The sequence below is a fragment of the Paractinoplanes brasiliensis genome (assembly GCF_004362215.1).
Classification (GTDB): Bacteria; Actinomycetota; Actinomycetes; order Mycobacteriales; family Micromonosporaceae; genus Actinoplanes; species Actinoplanes brasiliensis.
Window position 1 is genome coordinate 3120674 of the sequence record NZ_SNWR01000001.1, and the last position, 26397, is coordinate 3147070.

26 protein-coding genes are annotated in these 26397 nt (G+C 70.1%); 8 read left to right on the forward strand and 18 right to left on the reverse strand.

Annotation, left to right across the window (positions count from 1 at the left end):
* Positions 1-72: 72 nt before the first annotated feature.
* Positions 73-2226 (reverse strand): bifunctional glycosyltransferase/CDP-glycerol:glycerophosphate glycerophosphotransferase, encoded by a 2154-nt coding sequence (locus tag C8E87_RS13865; protein ID WP_133873482.1) that lies wholly within the window; start codon positions 2224-2226, stop codon positions 73-75.
* Positions 2223-4070 (reverse strand): DUF5941 domain-containing protein, encoded by a 1848-nt coding sequence (locus C8E87_RS13870; protein ID WP_133873483.1) that lies wholly within the window; start codon positions 4068-4070, stop codon positions 2223-2225. Before C8E87_RS13870 ends, C8E87_RS13865 begins: the two co-directional genes overlap by 4 nt.
* A 232-nt stretch (positions 4071-4302) precedes the next feature.
* Here C8E87_RS13870 and C8E87_RS13875 point away from each other — a divergent pair, with 232 nt between their 5' ends.
* The gene (locus tag C8E87_RS13875) at positions 4303-4485 is read left to right on the forward strand and encodes a PspC domain-containing protein (RefSeq protein WP_133873484.1); all 183 of its coding nucleotides are present in this window, start codon (positions 4303-4305) and stop codon (positions 4483-4485) included.
* A 365-nt stretch (positions 4486-4850) separates the two neighbouring features.
* Here the strand turns inward: C8E87_RS13875 and C8E87_RS13880 are convergent, their stop codons facing one another.
* Genes C8E87_RS13880 through pdxH form a run of 7 tightly spaced genes read right to left on the reverse strand, consistent with a single transcriptional unit; the run spans position 4851 to position 10642 of the window.
* A complete protein-coding gene (locus C8E87_RS13880; protein ID WP_133873485.1) occupies positions 4851-5615 on the reverse strand; it encodes a DUF4230 domain-containing protein in 765 nt (254 codons plus the stop codon).
* A 42-nt stretch (positions 5616-5657) separates the two neighbouring features.
* The gene (locus C8E87_RS13885) at positions 5658-6824 is read right to left on the reverse strand and encodes an acyl-CoA dehydrogenase family protein (RefSeq protein ID WP_133873486.1); all 1167 of its coding nucleotides are present in this window, start codon (positions 6822-6824) and stop codon (positions 5658-5660) included.
* Entirely contained in the window at positions 6824-7117 is a 294-nt protein-coding gene (locus C8E87_RS13890; protein ID WP_133873487.1) for a type II toxin-antitoxin system VapB family antitoxin, read from the reverse strand. The genes C8E87_RS13885 and C8E87_RS13890 overlap by 1 nt, the downstream gene beginning before the upstream one ends.
* Before the next feature lie 48 nt (positions 7118-7165).
* Positions 7166-7780 (reverse strand): nitroreductase family protein, encoded by a 615-nt coding sequence (locus C8E87_RS13895; protein WP_133873488.1) that lies wholly within the window; start codon positions 7778-7780, stop codon positions 7166-7168.
* A gap of 6 nt (positions 7781-7786) precedes the next feature.
* Positions 7787-8707 carry an aldose 1-epimerase family protein gene (locus C8E87_RS13900; RefSeq protein ID WP_133873489.1) on the reverse strand — a complete coding sequence of 307 codons (921 nt, stop codon included), beginning with the start codon at positions 8705-8707 and terminating at the stop codon, positions 7787-7789.
* Between the two features lie 10 nt (positions 8708-8717).
* On the reverse strand, positions 8718-10019 hold the full coding sequence (locus C8E87_RS13905) for an MFS transporter (protein WP_133873490.1): 1302 nt from the start codon (positions 10017-10019) through the stop codon (positions 8718-8720).
* On the reverse strand, positions 10016-10642 hold the full coding sequence (pdxH, locus tag C8E87_RS13910) for a pyridoxamine 5'-phosphate oxidase (RefSeq protein ID WP_133876813.1): 627 nt from the start codon (positions 10640-10642) through the stop codon (positions 10016-10018). Before pdxH ends, C8E87_RS13905 begins: the two co-directional genes overlap by 4 nt.
* Before the next feature lie 211 nt (positions 10643-10853).
* Between pdxH and C8E87_RS13915 the strand changes: the two genes are divergently transcribed.
* The 4 genes from C8E87_RS13915 to thpR all read left to right on the forward strand — a co-directional run bounded on the left by C8E87_RS13915 (position 10854) and on the right by thpR (position 15025).
* Positions 10854-11960, forward strand: coding sequence for a citrate synthase 2 (locus C8E87_RS13915; protein WP_133873491.1), 1107 nt, complete (start codon positions 10854-10856; stop codon positions 11958-11960).
* The gene (serC, locus tag C8E87_RS13920) at positions 11957-13078 is read left to right on the forward strand and encodes a phosphoserine transaminase (protein WP_133873492.1); all 1122 of its coding nucleotides are present in this window, start codon (positions 11957-11959) and stop codon (positions 13076-13078) included. Before C8E87_RS13915 ends, serC begins: the two co-directional genes overlap by 4 nt.
* A 385-nt stretch (positions 13079-13463) precedes the next feature.
* Positions 13464-14549 (forward strand): septation protein SepH, encoded by a 1086-nt coding sequence (gene sepH, locus C8E87_RS13925; protein WP_133873493.1) that lies wholly within the window; start codon positions 13464-13466, stop codon positions 14547-14549.
* Complete coding sequence (thpR, locus tag C8E87_RS13930; protein ID WP_279536891.1) at positions 14546-15025, forward strand: RNA 2',3'-cyclic phosphodiesterase; 480 nt, start codon at positions 14546-14548, stop codon at positions 15023-15025. The genes sepH and thpR overlap by 4 nt, the downstream gene beginning before the upstream one ends.
* Before the next feature lie 27 nt (positions 15026-15052).
* Here thpR and C8E87_RS43675 read toward each other — a convergent pair whose 3' ends face one another.
* The 4 genes from C8E87_RS43675 to C8E87_RS43680 form a co-directional block, all read right to left on the reverse strand.
* Positions 15053-15394, reverse strand: a complete 342-nt coding sequence (locus C8E87_RS43675) for a hypothetical protein (protein WP_166660995.1) — start codon at positions 15392-15394, stop codon at positions 15053-15055.
* A gap of 399 nt (positions 15395-15793) precedes the next feature.
* Entirely contained in the window at positions 15794-15928 is a 135-nt protein-coding gene (locus C8E87_RS46330; RefSeq protein WP_275409103.1) for a hypothetical protein, read from the reverse strand.
* 917 nt (positions 15929-16845) lie between these two features.
* Complete coding sequence (locus C8E87_RS13940) at positions 16846-17970, reverse strand: SAM-dependent methyltransferase (protein WP_133873494.1); 1125 nt, start codon at positions 17968-17970, stop codon at positions 16846-16848.
* Positions 17971-18003: 33 nt separating this feature from the next.
* Entirely contained in the window at positions 18004-18609 is a 606-nt protein-coding gene (locus C8E87_RS43680) for a TetR/AcrR family transcriptional regulator (protein ID WP_166661161.1), read from the reverse strand.
* Between the two features lie 54 nt (positions 18610-18663).
* On the opposite strand from C8E87_RS43680, the gene C8E87_RS43685 reads away from it, so the two are divergent.
* Positions 18664-19011, forward strand: a complete 348-nt coding sequence (locus C8E87_RS43685) for a hypothetical protein (RefSeq protein WP_166661162.1) — start codon at positions 18664-18666, stop codon at positions 19009-19011.
* Positions 19012-19267: 256 nt separating this feature from the next.
* Here the strand turns inward: C8E87_RS43685 and C8E87_RS13950 are convergent, their stop codons facing one another.
* The 4 genes from C8E87_RS13950 to C8E87_RS13965 form a co-directional block, all read right to left on the reverse strand.
* Positions 19268-19717: a hypothetical protein gene (locus C8E87_RS13950; RefSeq protein WP_133873496.1), complete on the reverse strand. Its 450-nt coding sequence runs from the start codon at positions 19715-19717 to the stop codon at positions 19268-19270.
* 59 nt (positions 19718-19776) lie between these two features.
* On the reverse strand, positions 19777-21090 hold the full coding sequence (locus tag C8E87_RS13955) for an MFS transporter (protein WP_133873497.1): 1314 nt from the start codon (positions 21088-21090) through the stop codon (positions 19777-19779).
* Between the two features lie 67 nt (positions 21091-21157).
* The gene (locus tag C8E87_RS13960; RefSeq protein WP_133876815.1) at positions 21158-21604 is read right to left on the reverse strand and encodes a MarR family winged helix-turn-helix transcriptional regulator; all 447 of its coding nucleotides are present in this window, start codon (positions 21602-21604) and stop codon (positions 21158-21160) included.
* A 71-nt stretch (positions 21605-21675) separates the two neighbouring features.
* Positions 21676-23100, reverse strand: a complete 1425-nt coding sequence (locus C8E87_RS13965; protein WP_133873498.1) for an NCS2 family permease — start codon at positions 23098-23100, stop codon at positions 21676-21678.
* A gap of 172 nt (positions 23101-23272) precedes the next feature.
* On the opposite strand from C8E87_RS13965, the gene C8E87_RS13970 reads away from it, so the two are divergent.
* Positions 23273-23485: a DUF2530 domain-containing protein gene (locus tag C8E87_RS13970; protein WP_133876816.1), complete on the forward strand. Its 213-nt coding sequence runs from the start codon at positions 23273-23275 to the stop codon at positions 23483-23485.
* Here C8E87_RS13970 and C8E87_RS13975 read toward each other — a convergent pair.
* Entirely contained in the window at positions 23482-24327 is an 846-nt protein-coding gene (locus C8E87_RS13975; RefSeq protein ID WP_133873499.1) for a DUF3027 domain-containing protein, read from the reverse strand. The genes C8E87_RS13970 and C8E87_RS13975 overlap by 4 nt on opposite strands.
* Positions 24328-24414: 87 nt before the next feature.
* Between C8E87_RS13975 and C8E87_RS13980 the strand changes: the two genes are divergently transcribed.
* A complete protein-coding gene (locus C8E87_RS13980) occupies positions 24415-26361 on the forward strand; it encodes an MFS transporter (protein ID WP_133873500.1) in 1947 nt (648 codons plus the stop codon).
* Positions 26362-26397: the final 36 nt, after the last annotated feature.

Consider the following 26397-nt stretch of genomic DNA (forward strand, 5'->3'; position numbering starts at 1 on the left):
GCCTAATTTGACGAGGAGTGTCGATGTAACGCCATCGGGTGAACGTGCCATTTGCGCTGAGTAAGCGCCTGATTACGACTTCTTGTCGAGGAAGATTCGGCGCACCACACGCTCGGCGGCATGACCATCGTCGAGATAGCAGAAGCGCTCCCGGAAAGCCGCACGGGCGCTCTGGGACGCCTTGCCGGCGTATGCCCCGCTGCGGAACACGTCGGCCAGGGCGGCCAGATCGGTGGCGACCGCGCCGGGCGGATCGGCGAGCAGATCGAAGTAGACGCCGCGCAGATCGCGATAGACCTGCCAATCCGGCGCGAAGATGACAATCGGGCGATCCAGGACGGCGAAGTCGAACATCGCCGACGAATAGTCGGTGATCAGCACGTCGGCCGCGAGGTAGAGATCCTCGACCACCGGGTGCCCGGACACGTCGACGATGCCGGCCCCGCCGGGCATTTCGAGGTCGCCGGTGAAGTAGTGCTTGCGGACCAGCAGCACGGTGTCCGGGCCGAGAGCCTGCGACAGCCGCTCGACGTCGGCCACCGGCTGCCCGGGCGGCAGCCACTCCCGGTGAGTCGGCATGTAGAGCACGACCCGGCGCCCGTCGGGAACGCCGAGCTCGCGGCGGGCGGCGGCGGTGTCGGCCGCGGTCGCGCGGGCCAGCCGGTCGTTGCGCGGGTAACCCACCTCGAGCGTCTCGTAGGAGCACGGGTACGCCGAGTCCCAGGCGGCCGTGGTGTGCGCGTTGGCGGTGATGCTGAAGTCCCAGCGATCCGCGCGCCGCATCTGGCCCTTGAAGTCCAGGTCACGAGCGCCCGCGGGATGGTCGGTCTGGTCCACGCCCATCTTCTTGAGCGGGGTGCCGTGGTGGGTCATCACGTGCGTGGCGCCACGCCGCTTGACCACCCGGTCCGGCCAGTTCACGTTGTTGATCAGGTAGCGGGCACGGCCCAGGGCGCGGTAGTAGGGCAGCGTGCCCGCCACCACGTGGTCGGTGCCCGGTGGCAACGAGCCGGCCCGCGACGGGCTGACCACCCAGACGTGCCTCAGGCCCGGGGCCAGCTCGGCGGCCCGCTCGGCGATCGCGGCCGGGTTACAGCCGACCCCGTGGAACCAGTACGCAGCGTAGAGCGCGAGCGACGGGTCGATCGGCAGGCGCAGGTGCACCCGGTAGTAGATCTGGCCGGCCGCCTGACGAGCGCGGCGCTTGACGAACCCGCCGGCCCGGCGCGCCAGGCGTTTGACGCGGCGAAGCTTGCCGAGGCCGAAATCGAACACGCGCATCGGCAGGTAGGAGCCGCGGGCCACCATGCGGTAGCGGACAGCCTCGGCGCCTGCGGGCATCGGGTAACCCGCGGACGGAAGGTATTTGCGGTACATCTCGTGCATGCGCCCGAAGAAGCGGGCCCGTGAGTCGCGCGGCACCCGGGCGTCGTGCCGCAGCACCCGCAGAAGGTGCCAGATCATCCGGCGGAACAGCAGGCCGCGCACCTCGTCGCCGGGCGACGCGTACCGGGTGGCCAGCGCCATCGCGTGGTCCCAGTGGTCGAAGACCTCGAAGTGCCGGTCGCCCACGGTCCGGGTGATCGCGCCGGTGCGCCGCTGCCGGTAATGCACACACGTACGCGGGAGGGTGCTGATCCGCGGGGCGGCCAGCATGACCGGGAACGAGAACGAGACGTCCTCGTACCACCCGGCCTCGAAGACGAACCCCAGACGCAGCAGGAACTCGCGCCGGACGACCTTGTTCCAGGCCACGTGCAGGATGTCGAGGACCGGCGGCCACTGCTCGGCCGAGAACACCTCGGGTGCCGTGGCCAGCGCCTGACGAGCCGTGCCGGCCTGCACCCGGCCGTCCCAGTGCACCCTGTCCCAGCCGACGATCAGCAGGTCGGCGCCGGTGGAGCGGAGGCGGGCGGCCACCGCTGACAACGAGCCCGGCGTCAGCCAGTCGTCGGAGTCGACGAACCACACGTACTCGCCGGTGGCGTGCTCCAGGCCCAGGTTGCGGGCCCGGCCCAGCCCCACGTTCTCTCCGGCGGTGACGACCCGTACGCGGGAATCACGCGCGGCGTACTCGGCCAGGATCGCGCCGCTGTGGTCGGGCGAGCGGTCGTCGACGGCGACCACCTCGAAGTCGGTGAACGACTGGTCCAGCAGCGAGTCGAGGCACTGATGCAGATAGCCCTGCACCTTGTACACCGGCAGGACGATGCTGAGGAACGTCACGAGCGGGCGCCGCCTGTCCGCCAGTCGGCGATCGCGTCCGCCAGGAAGGAGCCGATCACCACCGCCGCCAGCGCCGCCACACCCCAATCGGACACACCCAGCAGCAGCGTGATCACCAGCAGGAGAACGCGCCCGTCCCAGCCGAGCCAGTTCTGCCGGGGCCGGCCCTCGGGAGCACTCTTCTCCATGCGGGCGACCAGGTCGTAGTGGTGCAGGGTCAGGGCGAAGATCAGCAGATAGGTGACCGCGGTCGGCACCCCGCCCGCCACGCCGAGGGCCAGCACGGTCAGCAGCTCAGCCGCGCGCAGGGCCGCCGGGATCAACCAGTCGAGCGGGCCGTCGTGCCGGGCGCGGGCAGACAGCCCGGCGGCGAGGACCAGCACCGTGACCACGACCACCGCGAGCTTGGCGTGCGGCTCGATCCAGCCGATCAGCAGCGCGATCACCAGGGCCAGCGCGGCGACGGCCGCCAGGGCGGCGAACGCCAGCGGGGCCGGCAGGTTGGCCCGGCTCAACAACCGGCGTACGAGGGGGCCGTCGTCGCGGAAACGGGCGGTGTCCACCTTGTCCAGAACGCCGACCCGCATGCTGAGCGCCCTCAGCGAGCGCAGGGCCAGCGTGTACGCCGCCGCGAACAGGCCGCACACCACCATGGCGGCCAGCGCGACCCGGCCGTTGAAGAAGATCGCGAGCACCGCCATGAGGGCCCAGCGCTCGCCGATCGGGAAGACCACGATCCGCTTGAGCCAGTACGCCACCGACCCGGTGTCGCCCTGCACCCGCGTCGACGCCGCGCTCAGCCGGGCGCCCACTCCCCCGGCCGCCTGCGGGCGCGGGTGGGCGGCGGCCTCGTCGTGCAGCGCGCCGTACCAGGCGTCGGTCATGTGCCGCACGGTCTGCAGCACGATCGCCGTGATGGCCAGCGGCCACGCGTAGTCCAGCCCCATCCGCTCGGCGCCCGCGGCCAGGCCGGCGTACGCCGCGTACTCCTTGGCGCGGTCGGCCATGGTGTCGAGCCAGCCGCCGAACGCGCCGAACCGCCGGGTGTAGCGGGCCAGCTGCCCGTCCACGCAGTCGAGCACGAAACCCAGGTAGAGCAGGATGCCGCCGACGATCATGGCCGGGCGCGACGCCTGCCAGAACGCGAGCGCGGCCGCGACCGCGAACAGGACCGAGATCGCGGTGACACCGCTCGGGGTCAGGCCGAGCCGGGCCGACAGCTTCGTGACCAGCGGCGACCAGGTGCTGACCGCGTACGTGGTGAAGAAGTCGTCCTTCTCCTTCACCGCCATGCGCAGACGCGCCTTGTCCTCGTCGACCGCGGCGACCTGCGCGCGGGCCGTCGTCAGCTCGGCGGTGTCGTGCACGAGGTCGGCCTTGAGCAGCCGCAGCGGGGTCGCGACAGGCATCAGACCGGCCCGGAGCAGCGCCGGCAGCAACTCTTTCTCGTCGTCGTCGGCGACGGCCGCCAGCATCGGCAGGTCGGCCGGCGCCACACAGATCGCGCCGCCGTAGCGGACGTTGCCGTCGCCGTTCGCGGGCAGGATCTTGCCGCGTTCCTCGCGCAGGTCACCGGCCGGGTCCGCGATGACCAGGGCGGTGGTGCGGCCGGCCGGCTCGGTGGCCAGCATCCACAGCAGGCTGGGGTGGGCGACCAGGTTGTCGGCGCAGACCAGAACCTGTTCCTGGGTCTGCCGCGCCGCCTCGCGCAACGCCCCAGGGCCGCTCTCGACACTGCTCGCCCCGGCGGCCCGTAAGGCCTCGGACAGTTCCCCGGAGAGCCGGGCCGCGTCGGCGGGATCCAGGGCGTTTCCGGTGCCGGGGAGCAGGACAGCCAGCGTCACCGGTTCCTCACCGCTGCCTCCAGATGCGTCGCTCAACCGGCCGCGATCCGCGCGCGGGAGCCGGGAAATCGGGACTCAGGTTAACAGCGAGCAGTACGGGGGTACGGGTCACCCTTACGGGAGCTGCGGCCTCGTTCTCCACCTGCGGACCGAGGGCGGACGGTCACCGCGTCCTTACCGTTGAGTACATGACCCGGTGCACAGCCGGGAACCTTGATGAAGGAGTGATTCCGTGACTCGCCGTCTCGCTCGCCCCCGGAACGACCGCTGGATCGCCGGCGTCTGCTCCGGCCTGGCCCGCCGCTTCGGCGTCTCGCCGAACATCATGCGGCTGATCTTCGTGATCTCCTGCCTTCTGCCCGGCCCCCAGTTCCTGATCTACATCATCCTCTGGGTGCTGCTGCCCAACGAGTGACGACGGGCGCCGCCACCCGACGAGTGACGACGGGCGCCGTCGCCCAACGAGTGACGACGGGCGCCGTCGCCCGACGAGACGCCGAGGGTTTGCCGCGCGACGTGACGAAGGCTGCTTCCGCCCAACGGGTGACGCCCGACGTCACGAGCGCTGTTCCCCGCCGACGTAGCGAAGGTGCTGCTGCCCGGCTGACGCTGGGTGCTGCTCCCGCTGAGTGACGACCGGCGCGGCTTACCGCCGCGCCGGCACGCGCCGGACGCCGCCGTCCCCGCCCCCGGGCCGGCGGCGTCCTCCGTTTCAGGTGCCGCTTCTCAACGGCTGCTTCTCAAGACCGCTTCTCAACGGCTACTTCTCAGGACCGCTTCTCAAGGGCTGCTGAAGGTGACCGTCACGGTCTGGTAGCCGAGCCGGGTGAACAGGCTTTCGAGCATGCGTTGCGTGTTCTGCTTGGCCCGTTCGTCAAGACCGCTGGCCCGGGCCGCCTCGGTGATCCGCTGCTGGGCCAGCGCGTACACCTGCTGCTGCTTGCCCGGGTCGCTGCGGAAGGCGTCGCCGACCCGGTTGAACAGCCCCCGTTCCTCGGCCACGACGTAGCTCTTCTGCATGTCGAGGTTGGCCGTGCCCTGCTGCGGCGGCGGCAGGGTGATCGTCACGGTGTTCTTCTCGTCGTCGACCTTCAAGGCGTCCTCGGCGAGCGAGCCGAACTCGACGTACTCCTCGACCGTGCCCGAGCCGACGAACAGCGTGCGCCGGTTGACCAGGAAATCGGGGATGTTGTCCTTGTTCTCCTGCAGGTCGACGATGACCTGGAAGGTGCCGTCGGCCGCCACGTAACGGCTGAGGTCGCGCATCGACTGCAGCAGCACCGGCTGGCTGCGGTCGGTGGTGCGGTCGGAGAACGGGTTGTCGAAGCTGGGCAGCACGTTGACCGCGCGCAGGCCGAGGCAGGTCGCGACCATGAGCGCGAAGACGAAGAACGTGAAGATCAGTAGCCGGGCGAAGCCACTGACCCGGTTGGCCGGCGGTGGCGGGGATGAGGGCGGCGACTGCTCCGGCGCGGTGTCGTACTCCCGCGTCGGCTCGTCGACAGTCGGCGTGACGTCGGAGGAGACGTCCGGTGACTTGGCCATGACCTCAAGGTACGAGGCGGGTACGACATTTGCAGGGAACGGTCAGGCGAAAGCGTTCAATCCGGTCAATTTCTGGCCGATGACCAGCTGATGGATCTCGGAGGTTCCCTCGTAGGTGAGGACGCTCTCCAGATTGTTCGCATGGCGCATAACGGGATATTCGCCGCTGATCCCGTTGCCGCCCAGGATCGTGCGGCAGGTCCGGGCGATCGCGATCGCCTCACGCACGTTGTTCAACTTGCCGATGCTGACCTGCTCGGGCCGCAGCGCGCCGGTCGAGTCGCGCAGCCGGCCCAGGTGCAGGGCCAGCAGGAAACCCTTCTGCAGCTCGAGCGACATGTCGGCCAGCTTGGCCTGGGTCAGCTGGAAGCCGCCGATCGGCCGGCCGAACTGCTCGCGCGTGGTCGCGTAGTCGATCGCCACCCGCAGGCAGTCGCGCGCGGCGCCCATCGAGCCCCAGATGATGCCGAACCGGGCCTCGGTCAGGCAGGACAGCGGCGCCTTGAGGCCGCGCGCCTCAGGCAGCCGGGCTGACTCAGGCAGGCGTACACCCTCAAGGGTGATCTCGCCCGTGCTCGACGCCCGCAGCGACATCTTGCGCTTGATCTCGCGCGCCGAGAAGCCGGGGGTGTCGGTCGGCACGGCGAACCCGACCACGCCTTCCTCGGCGCGGGCCCAGATCACGGCCACGTCGGCCAGCGGCGCGTTCGTGATCCACATCTTGCCGCCGTCGAGGACCCAGTCGGCGCCGTCGCGGCGGGCACGGGTCGACATGTTGGCCGGGTCGGAGCCGTGGTCGGGCTCGGTCAGGCCGAAACAGCCGATCAGCTCGCCGGCCGCCATGCCCGGCAGCCAGCGTTGCTTCTGTTCCTCGGAGCCGAATTTCCAGATGGCGTACATCGCGAGCGAGCCCTGCACGCTGACCAGCGAACGGACCCCGGAGTCGGCCGCCTCGAGCTCCATGCAGGCCAGGCCGTAGGACACGGCGGACGCGCCGGCGCAACCGTAACCCGTCAGGTGCATACCGAGCAGGCCGAGCTTGCCGAATTCGAGGGCCAGATCGCGTACGGGGGTCTGGCCCTTCTCATACCACTCGGCGACGTCGGGCCGGACCCGGTCGTCGGCGACCCGGCGGACGACCTCGCGGATGTCACGTTCGGTGTCGCTCAGCAGCGACTCGACGTCGAGAAGGTCGAGCGGGGCGACCATCAGGCGACGACCAGCACGCGGGCGTGGATCTGGTTGCGCTGTTGCAGCGCCGCCCGTAGCGCGCGGTGCAGGCCGTCCTCCAGATAGAGGGCGCCCTGGTATTCCACGACGTGCGGGAAGAGATCACCGTAGAACGTCGAATCCTCGGCGAGCAGCTTGTCGAGAGCCAGCTCGCGCTTGGTGGTGATCAGATCGGCCAGCCGGATCGGCCGGGGCGGGATCTCGGCCCATGCCTTGAGCGTTGTGTGGTGATCGGGATACGGGGCTCCGTCCCGGACCGCCTTGAAGATCACGGCCGATCCCCCTCTCCGAACCTGTCATGCCGCACAGCGTTGCCCAGCCTAGCCCTGTTGCGGCGCGGCCCACCGGCCATGATGCACCACATCGTCCACCGGGCGGTGCCCGCGCTTGAGTGACGGAGACCTCTTGTCCGGTGCCCGATAGCCGACGGTGAGCACGCCGATCGGGCTGAACTCGGCCGGCACACCGAACGCGTCCTTGAAGCCCGGGATCGCCGGAACCGGGATGCCGAAGAAGCACGACCCCAGTTCCTCGTTGACCGCGCTGAGGTGCATGAGCAGCGCGGCGAAGCCGGTGTCGATGTCCCAGTACGGCACCGGCCAGCGCGCCTCGTCGCGATCCGTCCAGCCCTTGTCGGGCTGGGCGTAGCGATCGAGATAGACCGACTTGTTCGAGAAGCAGACGATGATCACCGTCGCGGTCTGCATCCGGGTCAGCCAGTCGTCCGGCGCGTCCGGTGAGGCGGTCGACGACCAGAAGAGGTCGCGGTCGTCCGGCTCGGTCAGGACCAGGAAGCTCCAGCCCTGCGAGAAACCGGCGCTCGGGGCGCGCAGCCCGTGCCGCACGATCTTGTCAACGATCTCGGGCGGCACCGGCCGGTCGGGGTCGTAGCTGCGCACCATCCGCCGCTTGCGCAGGACGTCATCGAATTCCACGGAACGTCAGCCCTTGATTCCCCACGAGGCCGTCCAGCGCTCGCCCGGGGCCAGCACGATCAGGTCCCGGCCGGTGCGGAACGAGTCGGGCGGGCAGGTCATCGGCTCGATCGCCAGCGACCGGCGGAACCGCTCGCCGTGCAGCGTGTCGCCCGAGAAGACCTGCCAGTACTTGAACTTGTCGTCGGCCCAGACCACCACCTTGCGGTCGGAGGACGGGTCGGCGATCGTCACCTCGGTGACTCCCTCGGCGTCGTGCGTGATGTCGCTGAACGTGGTGTCGAGCACCAGGTCGCCGACCTTGCGGGGCTCGGTGAAGTCGAACTCCGTGCCGGCGACCGGGTTGGCCCCGATCGGCAGCAGCCGGGCGTCGGCCACGATCCGCTTGCGGGCCGGCACGTGCAGCAGGGTGTCGTCGACGCTCACACCGGGCAGCTGCACGTACGGGTGCACGGAGTAACCCCACGGCGCGTTCGTCGCCGAGTTGTTCACCACCTCTTGGTCGCAGCGCAGGCCGGCCGCCGACACCGACCAGGTGGACCGCAGGGTCAACCACCACGGGTAGCCGATCTGCGCGGGCAGCTCGAACTGCAGGGTCACCGAGGACGCGGACTGCTCGGCGAGCGTCCAGCGGCTCCAGTTGACCAGGCCGTGGATGGCGTTGTGGCGGGCCGGCTCGGTCAGCGAGAGCTGGTAGGCCTGCTCCTCGAACGTGTACTGCCCGTCACGGATGCGGTTGGGCCACGGCGCGAGGATCTGGCCGGCCGAGGCCGGGGACAGCTCGTCGGCCTCGAAGCCGTCGAGCACCGCCACGTCGCCGACGGAGTAGCCGCGGAGCGAGCCGCCGACCTCCACGACGACGGCGCTCTGCCCGTCCGCCTCGATGGACCACTGGGTGCCGGACTTCGCGGCTACGACACTCGTCATGGCTTGGACATTATCGGTTGGCGTCGTCATCCGTACCGGCGGCTTGCACCGCGGGAGGGCGGTATCTGAGCAGGGCCGGGAAGGCGGCCGCCAGCACGACGGCCAGACCCGCCGCCGCGAACCCGCCGCCGGCCCACGAGACGGCCGGCGAGGTGAGGTCGGCGGTCGCACCCGCGCGCAGGTCACCGAGGCGCGGCCCACCCGCGACGACCACGGTGAACACGCCCTGCAACCGGCCGCGGAGCCGGTCGGGCGCGTAGACCTGCAGGATCGACTGCCGGTACACGGCGCTGACCAGGTCGGCCGCGCCGCCGACCGCGAGCAGCAGCACCATCAGCCACAGGCTGTGGGCCAGGCCGGACAGCCCGATCGCCACCCCCCACGCGACCACGGCGAGCACCAGCGCCACGCCCTGCCGCTTGATCCGGCCGATCCAGCCCGAGGTCAGGCCGCCCACCACCGAGCCGATCGCGATCGCGCTGAACAGCCAGCCCACCGCCCAGTCACCGCCGAACCGGTCGACGGCCACCTCGGGGAAGAGCGCCCGGGGCATCGCGAACACCATGGCGACGATGTCGACAGCGAACGAGAGCAGCAGCACCGGCTGCGTGACCAGGAACTTCAGGCCGACCGCGATGCCCTTGAGCCCGGCCGTGGGCCTCTGTTCGCCCGGCTCGTGCTCGATCGGCGGGATCGGCGGCAGCCGCCAGGTGGCCCAGAACGAGATCGTGAACAACATCGCGTCGACCAGGTACGCCGTGGTGACCCCGGCGCCCGTGCCGGAGACCGCGAAGATCAGGCCGGCCGCCAGCGGACCGAGCACCCCACCGGCCGTGGTGGTCGTGTAGGACAGCGTGTTGGCCGCCGGCACCAGCCCGGTCGGCACGATCCGCGGGATGATCGCCTGCCGGGTCGGCGAGCTGATCGCGAACCCGGCCGACTGCACGGCGGTCAGCGCCAGCAGCAGCCAGGCGCTGTTCACGGCGAACAAAGCCTGCGCGAGCAGTCCTACGGTGGCGATCCAGGCCAGCAACGAGCTGGCCAGCAGCAGTTTGCGCCGGTCGACCACGTCGGCCGCGGCCCCGCCCCACAGCCCGAAGATCAGCAGCGGGATCAGGCCGGCGATGCCGAGCAGGCCGACCCAGGCCGACGAGTGGGTGATCGCGTACATCTCGACCGGGACGGCCACCGCGGTGAACTGGAAGCCGAAGAACGAGAGGCCGTTGCCGACCCACATCCGCCGGTAAGCGGTGACCCGCAGGGGCCGGACGTCGATGACCCAGGACTTGCGCTCGGCCACCTTTTCGCTCACGGCGCGAGCCTCTCGACAACCCAAGACCCTTCGCCCGTACGGCGGTAGCACAGCCGATCGTGCAGGCGGCTGCTCCGCCCCTGCCAGAACTCGACCGTCTCGGGCACGACGAGGAACCCGCCCCAGTGCTCCGGCGCGGGGATCGGGCCGTCACCGAAGCGCTCCCGCACCGCGGCCAGACCGGCGTCGAGCGTCTCGCGGTCCGGCAGCACCGACGACTGCGGGCTCGCCCAGGCGCCCAGCTGGGAACCGCGCGGCCGGCTCGCGAAGTACTCCTCGGTCTCGGAGCGGCTCACCCGCTCGGCCACGCCCGTGACCAGCACCTGGCGCTGCATCGGGAACCAGGGGAAGACCAGGCTCGCGTACGGGTTGGCGGCGAGCTCGGAGCCCTTGCGCGAGGAGTAGTTGGTGAAGAACACAAAGCCGCGCTCGTCGTACTCCTTGAGCAGCACCGTCCGGGCGCTCGGCCGGCCGTCCGGCGTGGCGGTCGCGACGATCATGGCGTTCGGCTCGGGCAGGCCGAACCCGGCCGCCTCGGTGAACCAGGCCTCGAACTGGGTGTGCCAGTCCGCCGCCAACTCGGTCTCGAGCAGCGCCCCACGCGCGGTGTAGTCACGCCGCATGCCTGCGGGCGACGGCGGTTCGAGGGTCACGTGTGCTCCCGGTGCGTGGTCCGTAGGGTCGTTAGCAACGGAAACGACCCTAAGTCGCTTCGCGCCGTCCGTCAGGTCGGTGAGGATGGGTGTCGCGGAGAGCACATCGCGGCGGGTCGACCTGCCGTTACCTGACGAGCAAGATGAAACACCTACAGCATTGCCGTACGCAGGGAGGGTCGTGACCGACTTCAAGCCCGGGCTCGAGGGTGTCGTCGCCTTCGAGACCCAGATCGCCGACCCCGACGACGTCAGTGGCGCGCTGCGCTACCGCGGCGTCGACATCGAGGACCTGATCGGCCAGGTCTCGTTCGGCAATGTCTGGGGCTTGCTGGTCGACGGCCGTTTCGGTCCCGGTCTGCCCCCGGCGGAACCGTTCCCGGTGCCGGTGCACTCCGGCGACATCCGGGTCGACGTGCAGTCGGCGGTCGCGATGCTGGCGCCGTACTGGGGTCTCGACCAGCTGCTCGACATCAGCGACGAGCAGGCCCGGCGCGACCTGGCCCGGGTGTCGGTGACCGCGCTCTCCTTCGTGGCCCAGGCCGCGCGCGGGCTCGGCCTGCCGGCCGTGCCGCAGAAAGACATCGACAAGGCCGAGACGATCGTCGAGCGGTTCATGCGCCGGTGGCGGGGTGAGCCCGACCCCCGGCACGTCAAGGCGGTCGACGCGTACTTCATCTCCGCCGCCGAGCACGGCATGAGCGCCTCCACGCTGACCACCCGTGTGGTCGCCTCGACCGGCGCCGACGTGGCCGCCTGCATCTCCTCGGGCATCGGCGCGCTCTCCGGCCCGCTCGACGGCGGCGCCCCGGCCCGGGTGCTGACGATGCTCGAGGACGTCGAGCGCAGCGGCGACGCCGACGGTTACGTGCAGGGCGTCCTCGATCGCGGGGAACGGCTGATGGGCTTCGGCCACCGGCTCTACCGCGCCGAGGACCCGCGGGCCAACGTCCTCAAGCGCACCGCCCGCGAGCTGGGCGCCCCGCGTTACGAGGTGGCCCTCGCGCTCGAGCGGGCGGCGCTGGCCGAGTTGCAGGCCCGCAAGCCCGACCGGCCGCTGCCCACCAACGTGGAGTTCTGGTCGGCCGTGGTGCTCGACTTCGCCGAGGTGCCCGGTCACATGTTCAGCTCGATGTTCACCTGTGCGCGGGTCGCCGGGTGGAGCGCGCACGTGCTCGAACAGAAGCGTCTGGGCCGGGTGGTGCACCCCTCGGTCCGCTATGTGGGACCAGCGGCCCGCAAGCCCCAGCAGGTCGAGGGTTGGGCCGACCTCTCGCATAATGTTTGAGCGTGACTGACATCCGGATCCCTGACACGATCAAGCCCGTCGACGGACGCTTCGGCTCCGGCCCGAGCAAGGTGCGCCCCGAGGGCGTCGAGTCGCTGTCCGCGGTGTCGCGTACCTTCCTCGGCACCTCCCACCGGCAGAAGACGGTCAAGGACCAGGTGGCCCGCCTGCGTCGCGGCCTCGCCGAGTTCTTCTCGATGCCCGAGGGCTACGAGGTGATCCTCTCCAACGGCGGCACCAGCGCGTTCTGGGAAACGGCGGCCTTCGGCCTCGTACGGGAAAAGGCGCAGTTCGCGGAGTTCGGCGAGTTCGGGGCCAAGTTCGCCAAGGCCGTCAAGGATGCGCCGTTCCTGGCCGACCCGACCGTGCATCGCGCTCCCGGCGGCGAAGCGGCCTACCTGACGGCCGAGGCCGGCGTCGACGTCTACGCCTCGGTCCACAACGAGACGTCCACCGGCGTGGCCGTCCCCGTCCGCCGCGTCGAGGGCGCCGACCCGGGTGCGCTACTGCTCACCGACGCCACCTCGGGCGGCGGCAGCCTCGACGTCGACCTGCGCGAGACCGACGTCTACTACCTGGCCCCGCAAAAGGCGCTGGGCTCCGACGGCGGCATCTGGCTGGCCCTGCTCTCGCCCGCCGCGATCGAGCGCGCGTTCGAGATCAAGCAGAGCGGCCGGTACATCCCGCAGTTCCTCGACCTGGTGACCGCGATCGAACAGTCCCGGCTGGAGCAGACCTACAACACTCCCGCCCTGGCCACAGTGTTCCTGGCCGCCGAACAGCTCGACTGGATGAACTCCCAGGGCGGGCTCTCGTGGGCCGTCAAGCGCAGCGCCGAGAGCGCCGCCGCCATCTACAACTGGGCCGACCGCTCCTCGTACGCGACCCCGTTCGTCACGGACCCCGCCCTGCGCTCGTCGGCGGTGGCCACGATCGACTTCGAGGGCGTCGACGCGGCGGCCATCGCCAAGATCCTGCGGGCCAACGACGTGGTCGACACCGAGCCGTACCGCAAGCTCGGCCGCAACCAGCTGCGGGTCGCCTTGTACCCGACGATCGAGCCCTCGGACGTGGCCGCCCTGACCGCCTGCATCGACTACGTCGTCGAGCGCCTCTAGTGGATTCTCGGGCTTCCGGCCGGCATCCCGGGCTTCGGCCGCCACCCGGTCCGCCCGGCTGCTTCCCGGGTTTCGGGGTTTCCGGGTTTCCGGCCGTGACCACCCGCCACGGCCGGAGCCCGCGGCACGGGCCCGGTGTTGCAGCCGGTCGCGGTGACGGGCCGGGTTCCGCCTCAGTGCTCTTGGTCACCCCACGACGCGTACGGGTGCAGTTGAGGGTTCTGAATTTTCAAGATCATCGCAGCTCAGCGAACTTGACTGGCGTGGCTTACCACCATTAGGTGACCAAGACGCGTACCGTGTTCCGAAACGCGCCCGAGTGGCTGACTCTCGGGAGCACAGGCCACCGGGCAGTTCCTAGAGAGTGACGGGACGGAGGCAACGCATGCGGCCGGTACGCTTCGTCGCCCTTTCCGAGGACGGCCAGGCCATGGTGCTCGCCGACGAGGTCGGCCGGCTCCTGGCCCTACCGATCGACGACCGGGTCTCCGGCGCGATCAGCCAAGAGGGACACCCGGTGTCACCGGGCACAGCTGTCGCGATCATGGCGCCCGACGCCCAGCCGTCGCTGTCCCCGCGCGACATTCAGGCCCGCATCCGCTCCGGCGACTCGGCCGAAGAGGTCGCTCGCATCGCCGGCGTGCCGGTCGACCGCGTTCTGCGTTACGCCGGTCCGGTGCTGCAGGAACGCGCCATGCTGGCGCAGCACGCACGCCGCACCCGCCTCAAGACGTCGGATTCCGGCGCCCCGCTGGCCGAGGTGGTCGACAGCCGCCTGGCCCAGCACGGCATCGACACCGAAAAGATTTCGTGGGACGCCTACCGTCGTGACGACGGCACGTGGCGCATCGTCGCCACCTGGCCCTCCGGCAAGGCGACGGCCCAGGCGATCTGGGATCTCGACAAGGGACGCCAGGTCGTGTCGCCGCACGACGACATGGCGCAATACCTGTGCGCAGAGCGGCCGACCCAGATCCTCGGGCAGGAACCGGCTCCCGAGCGGGCGTTCACCGAGCGTGGCGGCCACGGCCTGCCCGGCCCTTCGCGTTCGGCCGAGCCCGCCCGTGGTGGCCACGGCCTGCCCGCCGCCGACACGCCGACGCCGCGTCCGACCCGCGACCCGATCCGGGCCGGGCGGGACGCGCTGCTCGCGTCGCTCGACCGGCCGCTCAGCCCGTCCGCGGGCAGCCGCAGCCTCGACGCGGGCCCGTCCGAGACGCCGCGCCGCCCGGTCGCCGGCGGGGCCGCGGCCCTGCTCGGCGGTGGCGCCGGTTCGGCCTTCGACGAAGACTCCGACCTGCCCAAGGAGGTGCCGGCCGTGCCTTCGCTGGCTGTCCTCCGGCCGCGCCGCACAGTGGGCCAGGGCCAGCAGCAGTCCGCCGAGACCGACGAGGCGAAGCCCCGCAAGCGGCTGCCAAGCTGGGACGACGTCCTCTTCGGCGGCGGCCCGGCCGCCCGCGAGTCGTCCTGACCCGGCTTTTCGTCGCGGTCTATCCGCCTCAGGCAGCGCTCTCCGACTTGCGCGGCGCGCTGCCGGGAATGTCGAAACTGACGCCGGTCGACAAGTGGCATCTCACTCTGGTCTTCCTCGGCGACGCCCCGGCCGCGCCAGTGCTCGACATCCTGCGTGACGTGCCCTCACCCGGCCCGTTCGAGCTGCGCCTCACGGGAGGCGGCCGTTTCGGTTCGGCGTGCTGGGCCGGCGTCGACGGTGACCTCGCCGCGCTGAACGAACTGCGCAACAGCGTGCGCGACGCCCTCACGCTGGGCGGTTTCCCGAGCGACAACCGGCCGTTCCATCCACACCTGACGGTCTCGTACCGTCCGGACCCCGCGCTGCGTCAGACGCTGGCCGGGTACGCGGGGCAGCCGTGGCCGGTCACGGAGTATTCCCTGGTGGAAAGCGCGAACGGCCAATACGAACGGCTCGCCACCTGGCCCCTGTGACGCCTCGCCAGACGGTGCCGTGACGCTTTACGCCGCCACGCCTCGTCGGCTGCCGGCCCTCACCCCGCGACACGCCACTCCCTGCCGCGCCGCAACAGTCTCGGCGTCGACTGCGCTTCGTCTCCCCCGGCTCGATCCTTCTCCCGGTTCGGCATGACTCCCCCAGCCGACCCCGACCCCGATCTCGACCCCGATCTCGACCTCGATCTCGATCTCGACCTCGACCTCGACCTCGACCTCGACCTCGACCTCGACCTCGACCTCGACCTCGACCTCGACCTCGACGAATACAACGCCACCGCGCGACACCGACGTGACCGGCCGGCCGACCACAAGCCTCTGCCACCACCGCGCAACAGCAACCCGCACCCAGCAAAGCCAACGGCGACGATATCCGCAATACAGGCAACAGCAGGCCACGGGCAACGACCCGCATATTTCGCACCAAGAGAATTGTCTCTTTTGTTCCCACCGAACACCCGCAACCGAACAACGGCATCTGCCACACGACAGGTGTTTTCCCGGCCTTGACCACAGCATGACGAGTTGCAGCCGGCCGCCGGCAAACAACGGCATGAAAACTCACCGCAACCACCACAAGACAGCAACCAAAGAAATTCTTGAAAAACCCACAAGAGCGCAACCGAAAAACACGCGCCGCCACTCCGCACCCTTGGGTCGCGAAACGCTCACCATCCCAGGCTCGCGATCCCGAAACCGCATTCTCCCGCCCGACCGCGATCACAGCATCCGGCGTAGGGCCGGCGCCTAGCCCAGGACCAGCATCCAGCGCGGACCCCGCATCCAGCGCGGGCCCAGTATCCAGCGCGGGCCCAGCCCCCATCGCAGGCCCATCACCCGGCCCAGCCCCCATCGCAGGCCCACCACTCGGCCCAGCCCCATCTCACGCCCACCACCCAGCTCACGGCCAATACCCCGCTCACCGCCGGCACCCAACTCACCCCCAGCACCCAACTCACGTTCAACCGCCAGCGCACCCCCAACACCCAGGGCAGGACGAGCACCGAGCCGATCCGTTGCGGGGTCCGGAACAGCATTCCGCTCGCGAGCCGCAGCCCCGGCGGCCGTGACCTGCGCCGGCACCTCCGAGTCATACGGCAGCAGCGCCGAACCCAGATAAGTCGCCCCACCACGACGCCGAAGCCAGCTCAACTTCCGCGCATGCCGCTGCCGAAGACCCCACTCCCGACGACGCGCATGCTCACGCCGAAACTCATCGCCGGACGCCGAATAATTACGACGCCGCGTCCGATCACGCATCGAAGACGTTTCCGCCCGGCTGAACAAAGACAGCTGCGCCATGCCATTATTATTTCGAACCCGCCACTCACGTTGTAAGCATTCGATCATGCCATTGTCAACGAATCGGAAAGTCGCAGGGAAAGGCTCTGGCTCACCTTCTGTGGTGACTTTCCGTAGCGTTTCTGCGTGCCACATGAGATCTGCCGTCGTGGAGAATTCGAGACCTCTATGTCTCACCCGGAGAACGACCGGGCGCGAATGAGCACCCGCTCAGCGAAATTTTGCACAAACCGTCTACCGATGTCAGTTGCAATTCGGGCCACCTCACCCCGCCGGACTCGCACTTGGCGATCGCGTCCCAGTCCGGGCCGGCCTCGGGCAGCCGCAGGATCCAGCGTTCATCACTTCGTGCTGGGCGCTGGATCCTGCGCGCAGCACGACAGTGATGAGCGGGCCGATGACCGCCAGAGCTACACAGAGCTACTAGCCGAAAGTGACCCAAGACCTCGCGAAAGGGATCGAACCTTCAGCGTTACGGCCCGACGTGTCCGGCCCGGTCATGGGAACAGGCTGCGGTGAAGGTCTGTCATCCGGAAGTCGCCGCCGTGGTGCGGGCTGCTCCAGACCAGCGCTTCGCCGGTCGCATCGGGCCCGACCATCGACACCTGGTAGTCCGGGTGCAGGCCGTCGTCACCGGCGGCGCGGCGGAACGTAACGGCCAGTCGGTCACCGGCCCGGCAGGGGATGCCGTCGAGCGAGAGCGGCGCATAGACAGGGGCCCAGCTGCGCGTATTGTCGGTGAGCGTGTCGATTTCCGCCACGGCGGAGGTGACCGCGACGCGGGTCCAGAGCATCAGACCGGTCACCGTCACCGTCGCCGAGGAACTGCACCTCGGACGGGCGGCGAAACGGCTGACGTCGGGGACGTCGACGGTGAGCAGGGCGTCGGTGCTGGTGTCGGTTGCCGGTGGAGGTCGGCGGTGGTCGAACACGATCGACTCGATGGCTGCAGCGGTGGAAACGGGTAGCGCCGCGACTGGCCCACCGAGACAGAGCCGGACATCGAACGGCCGACCAACGGCGCTGAAAATCCGCTCGAGGTAGGGCAGGCTTTCGGTGGCGAAGGCCAGCTCGTACGCGGAGAGGTCGACCGCGGCCGCCCAGGTCTGAATCCGGAAGGGGATCCACGCGCAGTCCGGCGTGCAGAGGCGTTTCCGTGCGTCGGCGAGGACGGGGACGGCGCCTTCGGCGGAGGCGATGTTCCCGACGATCTCGGAGACGCAGACCTGCGCAGGCTCGGGCAGGCTCACGTCGGTGGACGGGCCGTTGATGACGGTGATCCGGTCGGTCAGCCCAGCCGCTGCGACTGCTCGTGCGGCCTGGTCAGCGGCTTCGGTTTGCTGCTCGATCGCGTAGACGTGCCGGGCGCCGGCTTGGGCTGCGCGGATGGCCCAGAGCGCGTCACGGCCGGTCCCGATGTCTAGGACGACCTTGCCGCGGGCGGCGGCGTCGACAGCGTCACGGTAGGCGCGGACGCGCTTGTCGGGCAGGTCGAATCCGTCGTAGACGCTGTCGTCATAGATCGGGTACTCACCCATGGACGGAAACAGCGGAAACGACTGGGCGTATTCGGGAGCCGCACGCACCGCCAGCTCTCGGCTGCCCGCCCTGATGCCGGCCATGTTCAGTTCTTTCGTGACCGGTTCACGAGGTGCTCACCTTCCCTGCCGTGCCGTTGCCGCTTCCAGCCGGATGCCGTTGAGCAGCAGGTACAGGCCGTACGCGAATTGCCCCTCCGAGCCCACGATCGGCAGCGGGCCGTCCAGCATGCCCTCCAGCGCGTCGCTCACCTCTTGCCGGCGTGCGTCCTCCGATCCCGCGTCAACCGCCATCCGCAGACCGGCCGCCGAGTACGCGATCAGCGCCTGGAACGCCCGCACCACGTCGGCCGGCCGCAACCCCGCCTCGGCCAGCGCCGCCGTCATCGCCCCCGCCAGCCGCCGTCCGGCCGGGCCCAGCGGCGGCCGCGAGGCGATATGTCCGGCAATTCCGGGATGCCGGAGAGCAGCGGACCGCATGCCGGACAGCAGCGTCTCGATTCGCCGATCCCACGGCTCACGGCCATCCGGAACCGGCACTTCCTCGGCCACCAGGTCGGCCACGGCGTCGAGCAGAGCCTGCCGGTTGGGGAAGTGGCGGTAAACAGCCATCGGGTCGCACCCCAGCTCGGCCGCGATCCGCCGCATGGACATCGCCTTTTCGCCCTCCCGGTCACCCAGCGCGAGCGTGGCCGAGGCGATCAGGGCAGGGGTCAGACGCACGGGCCGCAGTCTACGCTGTAGACATAGGCCGCGTGCAACGTCTACGGTGTAGACATGACCGTCGTAGCCTGGGGCCGACTCGTCGCGGCCGTCATCAGCGTGAGCACCTTCGCCTTCCTCTTCCTGCACGATTCGTGGCACACCGACAACATGTTCCTGGTGCCCGACCTGATCCTGATCGTCGCGCTCGCGGTGGCCGCGGTCCTCCCCGACCGCCCGGCCCGCACGGCACTGCCGGTCGCGTTCGCCTACACCGGCGGCGTGCTCGCAACGTCGGCCGCTTCCTACGCCGTACGCGACGAACTCGGCCTGCCCAGCCTCACGGGCGCCATCGTCGCCCTGGCACTGGCCGGCCTCATGACGGCCCAGCACCACCCACAGCCCGCAAAACCCCGGCCCTGACCAGCACGGCTCATCAGCCTTGACCGCCCACAGCCCGCAAAGCCGAAAGCACCAAGGCAGAACGCCGCAAGGCTGCGGGTGAGTAGTGGGAGCCGACGTTTGCTGGTTCGGCACGGAGCCGATCGGCACAGCCAAGCGCCCCCGCGAAGACGGATCGGGACGGGAAAACCGGCCGACGTTGGCACGCGTCACCGCCGACATGGATCGGGCCGACGAGCCGACCGGCACGGCCGCGCACCAGCACCCACACCGACGGTCAGCGGAGTGCGAGGCCCGCTGCTTCGAGGGCGCCCTCGACCCGTACGCGTTCGATCTCGCGGTCCATCCCGTCGAGCGGACGCAAGTTCTCCTGGACGCCCAGACACTCGCAGGCCAGGCAGAGCCGCTCGTCATAGGCGCGCATGACGGCCTCCAACAGCAGCTCGCTCTCCAGTGTGATGCCACCCCGGCGCTGCCTGTCGAGCCGGCGCAGGTCGCGGGCCAGCCACTCGATCGGCGGTGGAGCCAGGCGGGCCAGCACGGCGTCCGGTTCGATGTCGCGGATGTCGCGGTCGAGGCAGGTCAGCGTGCGGGCCTGGGCGGGACAGTCGGCCCACGCGCGCCTGCGGCGGAACTCGTCCCGCCGTAGAGCGACCGCTACCGCGTAGGGCACGGTCAAGGGAAGAACGAGCGCCACCGTGAGCACGACAACGTGCGCAAGGGCCACGCACTGACGCTAAAGGGGAACCGCCCCGGACCGGAATAGGATTTCCTGCCAAATACCCGTCAGGCGGCCGTGGGCAGCTTCGCCGGGGCGGGCTGATCGAGGTCGACCGGCGGCACCAGGGTGAGCCGGGGCCGGGGCCGCAGGGTCATCTCGATCCGCTCGCCGTTGCTGCGGAGCTGCCAGAACAGCGCGACAACGGCGGCGACGAAGCAGACGATGCCGGCGCCCGAGATGCTGGAGGCCACCCCGAAGTGCTCGCCCCACCAACCGGCCAAGGATGCCCCGATCGGGGTGGTGCCGAGGAACACCAGCACGTAGATCGCCATGACCCGGCCGCGGTACTCCGGATCGACGCCCATCTGCACGCGGTGGTTCGCCGCCTGGGCCAGGTAGATCGAGAAGAACCCGGTCGGGACCAGGACGAGCATGGCGACCACGAAGTTGGGCGCGAAGCCGACCGCGAATTCGAGGGCGCCGAACGCGATCGCGGCCCCGATCACGATGTAGGCGCTGGGCCGGGCCCGGCGGGCGCTGCCGGCCAGGGCCCCTCCGAGGGCGCCTACGGCCAGGGCCGTGGTGAGCAGCCCGAATGTGGACGGACCAGCGTTGAAATCGATCTTGGCCAGCGCGGCCAGAGTGACCGGGAAGTTGAAGCCGATCATGCCGACCACGAACATCAGGGCGATCGGCAGCACCAGGTCGGAGCGCCGGCCGACGTAGCGGAGACCGTCGAGGATGCGGGCGTCCTTCTTGGCCTGCCGGGCGGCCGGCCGCAGCTCCGACGTGCGCATGGCGGCATAACTGAAGATCGGGGCGATCGCGACCGCCGTGGAGATCAGGAAGACCGGCCCGGTGCCGAAGAGCGCGAGCGCGACACCGGCCAGGGCCGGTCCGCCGATGCGCGCGGTGTTGAAGGTGGCCGCCGAGAGAGCGAGCGCGTTGGGCAGCAGCCGCAGCTCGACGAGTTCGGAGACGAACGCCTGCCGGACCGGGGTCTCGACCGCGTTGGCGATGCCGAGCAGACCGGCGAAGAGGAAGACGTGCCAGAGCTGGACGTGTCCCGAGGCGACGATGACGGCGAGAGCGACAGCGGTGACCGCGAACGCCGTGTTTGCCATGATCAGCAGGCGCCGCTTGTCGAAGCGGTCGGCGAGTTTCCCGGCGTACAGGGTCAGCAGCAGGACGGGCAGGAACTGGAGCGACGTCACCAGGCCGAGGGCGCTGGGCGAGTTGCCGGACAGGTCGAGCACGAGCCAGTCCTGGGCGGTGAACATCATCCACACGCCGACCAGCTTCACGAGCTGGCCGATGGCGAAGAGTCGGTAGTTGCGAACCCTGAGGGACCGGAAAGTGGTGTTCAGCACGGACCGCACGCGGTTGTGCCTCCTGTTCGGTCGTACGCGTCATCGTCACGTGACGAAGCGCCGCGTAGCCGAACCCTCAGGCGCGTGAGATCTTTTGCAGGATCTCGGACGCCTTGGCCAGGGTTTCCCGTTCGTCGGGCGTCAGGTCGGCCAGGTGCGTGGCCAGCCATTCGTTTCGCGCCTTCTCGAACTGGGCGTGCACGGCCCGCCCCTGCTCGGTGGCCGACAGGATCACCTGCCGGCCATCGGTCGGGTGCGGCGCCCGCACGACCAGGCCGCGTTCCTCCAGCTTCCCGACGATCTTGGTCATCGTCGGGGGCTGGACACGTTCGACGTCGGCGAGCTCGCGCGGGGTCAGCGCGCCGGCCAGCTGGAGGCTGGTCAGCGCGGAGAGCTGGCTGAAGGTGAGATCACCGACCGGGCGGGCCTGCCTGACCCGCCGGTTCAGCCGCATGATCGCCTCGCGCAGGGTCTTGGCCAGCTCGTCGGCTGTGCCTCGATCCGCCACCACGGGCCACTCCATCACGGTTCTTAGCCTAGCTAATGAGCTTGGCTAACGACATGGGAAACGGGCATGACCTCGATCACCGCAGGTCACAGGACCCAAGTCTCCAACGGACCGCGCAGGAAGTAGAGGACGAAGAGCACCGCCACCCCGTACAGGATGGGGTGGATCTCGCGGGCCCGGCCGGTGACCGCCTTGAGGAGCACGTAGGTGATGATCCCGGCGCCGATGCCGTTGGAGATCGAATACGTGAACGGCATCAGCGTGATGGCCAGGAACGCGGGCACGGCAATGGTGTAGTCGTCCCACTCGATCTGCCGCACCGCGGTCATCATCAGGAAGCCGACCACGACGAGCGCCGTCGACGCCGCCTCGAACGGCACCACCGAGACCAGCGGGGCCAGGAACATGGCGAGCAGGAAGAGCACGCCGGTCACCAGGTTGGCGGCACCGGTGCGAGCGCCCTCACCGACACCGGCGGCGCTTTCGATGTACGAGGTGTTGCTGGACACGCTGGCAGCACCACCGGCGGCGGCCGCGACCGAATCGACGAGCAGGATTTCCTTCGTACGCGGGGGCATGCCCTCGGAGTCGAGAAGCTCGCCTTCCTGGCCGACAGCGACCATCGTGCCCATGGTGTCGAAGAAGTCGGTGATCAGCAGCGTGAAGATGAACATGATCACGACCAGCCACCCGGCACGCGACCACGAGTCGAGGACGTTGAAGTGTCCCAGCAGAGACAGGTCGGGCGAGCTGACGATCTTTTCCGGCAGCTTGGGGGTGTTCAGCGACCAGCCCTTGGGATGCGCGATCGCCTCGACGATGATCGCCAGCACGGTGCTGCCGAGGATGCCGATCAGGATCGCGCCGCGCACCTTGCGGGCGAACAGCACCAGCGTGAACAGCAGGCCGGCCACGAAGACGACGGTGGGCCAGGTCGACAGCTTGCCGCCGATGCCGAGCTCGACCGGGACGGTGGTGTTGGCGGCGTCCGGGATGCGGCGGACGAAGCCCGCGTCGACCAGGCCGATGATCATCAGGAACAGGCCGATGCCGACGCCGATCGCCGTCTTGAGCTGGGTCGGAACGGCGCGGAAGACCATCGTACGAAGGCCGGTCAGCACCAGGATCGCGATCAGCACACCCTCGATGACCACCAGGCCCATCGCGTCGGCCCAGGTCATCTCGGGGGCGATCTCGTACGCGACCAGCGCGTTCACGCCCAGACCGGCGGCCAGCGCGAGCGGGAAACGGGCCACCACGCCCATCAGGATCGTCATCACGCCGGCCACCAGGGCGGTGCCGGCGGCCAGCGCGGTGATGGCCAGCTGAGCGCCGTCGCCGTCGACCCCGTTGCCCAGGATCAGCGGGTTGAGCACCACGATGTAGGCCATCGTGAAGAAGGTGGCCAGGCCACCGCGAACCTCCCGGCCCAAGGTCGAACCTCGCGCCGAGATCTCAAAGAACCGATCGAAACTGTTTTTCGGCGTACGGGTATCGGCTGCGGTGGTCATGCGGACCTCTCCGGATCACGAGGAAACGTCGCGGGCATGGTCTCAGCCCTCGATGACCTGCGCAAAACCTGGCTGTGTCGGCCCTGTCACAGGAGCCCTCCGGTGATCCCCGCGGACCTATCCTGTCCGTGTGACCACACCGAAGCCCCGAGTCGAGCCGCTGGACCCACCCATGGTCCCGTTCGCCGTCGGCGGTTTGGCCGCATTCGCCGTCGCCGCCCTGATCGTGTGGCTGGCGAATGGCCCCGATCGATGGCTGCAGATCTGTGTCGCCGGTTTCCTCTGCGGGATCCCCGGCCTGATCACGATGATCGTGCACGACCGGCACCGCCGACGCCGGCGCGCCCTCACCCACGCCGAGTTCAAGGTCACGTCACAGGCTTAGCTGTGGCCGTAGTCCTCGGCCGGCTCGCTCTCCTCGACCGAGCCGTGACCGCGGCTGACCGCCACCGACTCGACCTCGCTGTCGTCGTAGACCGTGGGCAGCTCGTCGACCGGCGGCTGCTGCTCGGGCGCGCCGAGCAGAGCCTCGGAGTGGGCGCCGCAGCCGTGGTCGGCGCTCACCGCACGGCCGTCGTCGGGCGCGTAGAGGTTGCCGCAGACCCCGAACATCGTGCGCAGGGAGCCGGCCAGCGGCAGGTAGAACCCACAGGTGCCGCAGCGGGCGTTACGCGGCGCGGCGACCGAGATCGGCGCCTCGGGACCGGCCTCGCCGTCGTACCACCGCTGGGCGGCGTCGATGCGGCCCTCGCGCGACATGACCCGTGAGCGGCCGAGGCCCAGCTCCCAGCTGACCTCCTCGACGGCGGGGTCGTCGCTGAGCACGTAACCCTGGGCGAGACGGTCGTCGTCGGGCGCGGTCGGCATGAGATCGCCCACGCCGAGGTCGCCGGGCTGCAGCCGCTCGTTCCACGGCACCCAGCCCGGGGCGAGCAGCGCGTCGGGCCCCGGCAGCAGCACGGTCTCGCAGATGGTGACGTGGCGGCTGCGTGGCACCCGGGTCACGGTGACGGCCCACCGCCAGCCGCGATAGCCCGCGAGGTGGCTCTCGAAGAGGTGGGTCACCACCCGGTCGCCCTCGGCGATGGCCTCGAGATGATCACCGACGTCGGCCGGGTCCACATCGGTGATCGCGCCGCGGGCGACGCCGACCGCATCGGCACAGACCTGGTCGAGGCGGGCAGCGCGGGTGGTGGTCCGAGTCGTCACGTATCCATTGTCCCCCACGCGTACGCGGGTCCCGCACCGACTCCCCGGGATTCCGACGGTCACGGAACGGGACATCGCTGGCCCGGATCAGTCAGGATGGGTGCCATGCCGCTGCTTCCCACTCTCGGACGCACAGTCGGCACCGGCGTCAAGGCGGCCCGCCTGCTGGTGCGGGGTTCCGTGCGCGGTGGGGCCTGGGCGACCCGCCGGGTCGGCACGGCACGGGCCCGCGGCGCCGCCGGCGAGACCGGCATGATCCGGCTGTTCGACCTGCACGCGCTCTCCTGCGCCGGCGACACGCTGATCGCGATCGGGCTGGCCGGCACGATCTTCTTCAACGTCCCGCTGGGTGAGGCGCGCAGCAAGGTCGCGCTCTACCTGCTCATCACGATGGTGCCGTTCGCGCTGCTGGCGCCGGTGGTCGGCCCGCTGCTCGACCATTTCCGGCACGGCCGCCGCTATGCGCTGGCGGTCACCATGCTCGGCCGGGCGTTCCTGGCCTACGTGATCTCCGATCACCTGTTCGGCTGGGGCCTCTATCCGGCGGCTTTCGGGGTGCTTGCGCTTTCCCGGGCGTACGGGGTGGCCCGCTCGGCCGCCGTGCCCCGGCTGCTGCCCGAGGGGGTCGGCCTGTCCCAGGTCGGCGCGCGGGCCAGCGTCTACGGCACCTTCGCCGGGGCCGTGGTCGCTCCGGTGGGCCTGCTCGCGTTCAAGTTCGGCCCGCAGTGGCCGCTGCGCGTGGCGATGATCATCTTCATCGTCGGCATGGTGGTGTCGCTGCGCCTGCCCCCACGTGCCGACTCCGAGCCGCCCGAGGCCGTGCCGCGTCCGTGGCGCGCGATGCTGCGTCTGGGACGGGGTGAGGACAGGCCGCTCTCCGGCTCGCTGGTGATCTCCGCGCTGATCGGCAGCGCCAGCCTGCGTCTGCTGTACGGCTTCATGCTGCTCTTCCTGGCCTTCGTGATCATGGCCGACCAGCTCGACACCACCGTGCTGGGCACCGACATCGGCCGCAAGGGCGCCGTCGGCCTGATCGGGGGCGCGCTGGCCGTGGGCACCTTCCTGTCCACCGCCGTGGGCACCCGTCTGCACATCCGCCGCCCGCTCGCGCTGCAGTCGGCCGGCCTTGCGGTCGTGGCGCTCGTGGGCGTCCTGGCCACGGCGTTCTACAGCCTGGCCACGGTGACCCTGCTGGCGCTGCTGGTCGCGATCTTCAGCGGCATCGCCAAGCTGGCCGTCGACGCCACCATCCAGGAACGCGTCCCCGAACGCCTGCGCGCCAGCGCCTTCTCCCACTCCGAAACGGTCCTGATGATCGCCTGGGTGCTGGGCGGCGGCATCGGCATCATCCCGCTGCCCGGCCGCCTGGGCGTCGCGCTGGTCGCCCTGCTGGCCGTGATCGCCGCGGCCCGAGCGGGTTACGTCGCGACCCGCCTTCACAACGAACGCCTGAGCGGGCGTGCCGAAGAGCCCTCCGCGGAAGCCGATCCCAGTCCCGCCCACGCCACCGTCGGTTCACCGCGTCCCTCCGAGGCCACGTCCCGCCCTGGCGACCCGTCCGCGCCCGGCGGATCGTCACGTCCCAGCGACCCGTCCGCATCCGGCGGACCGTCACGCCGCGGCGGCTCGTCGCCCGACCCCGACGCGCGGTGGAGCGCCCGGTCAGCCGAGCCCACCGATCCGTGGCCCGAGGCCCCGACCGTGCCCGCCCGTACGCGCTCCAACAGCGCACCCCCGAACCGCCCCGCCTCTCCCCCGACGCGGGCCGACCCGCCCACACGCGTCGACCGCCGCCGCACCGAGCCGCCGTCCAAGGTTGATCTCGGCGAGACGAAGCGAAGCTGGTTCGGCCGCCGCAAGGACAAGAAGCCCTCCTCCGAGGCGGCTCCCCGCGGCTCTGAGCCCGCGGCGGCGTTCCCGGGCGGCTCCGGCCCTCAGGAAGCCCCGGAGCCCGACGCCACGCCCGCTCCCCCCGGCTTCCACGTCTACCGTCCGTCGTCGGCCGAGCACCCCACCAGCGGCGGCTCGACCACCGACGATTCCGCTCGCTGAGCCCGGATTCGAGCCGGCCCGGCCGCTGAGTTCCCG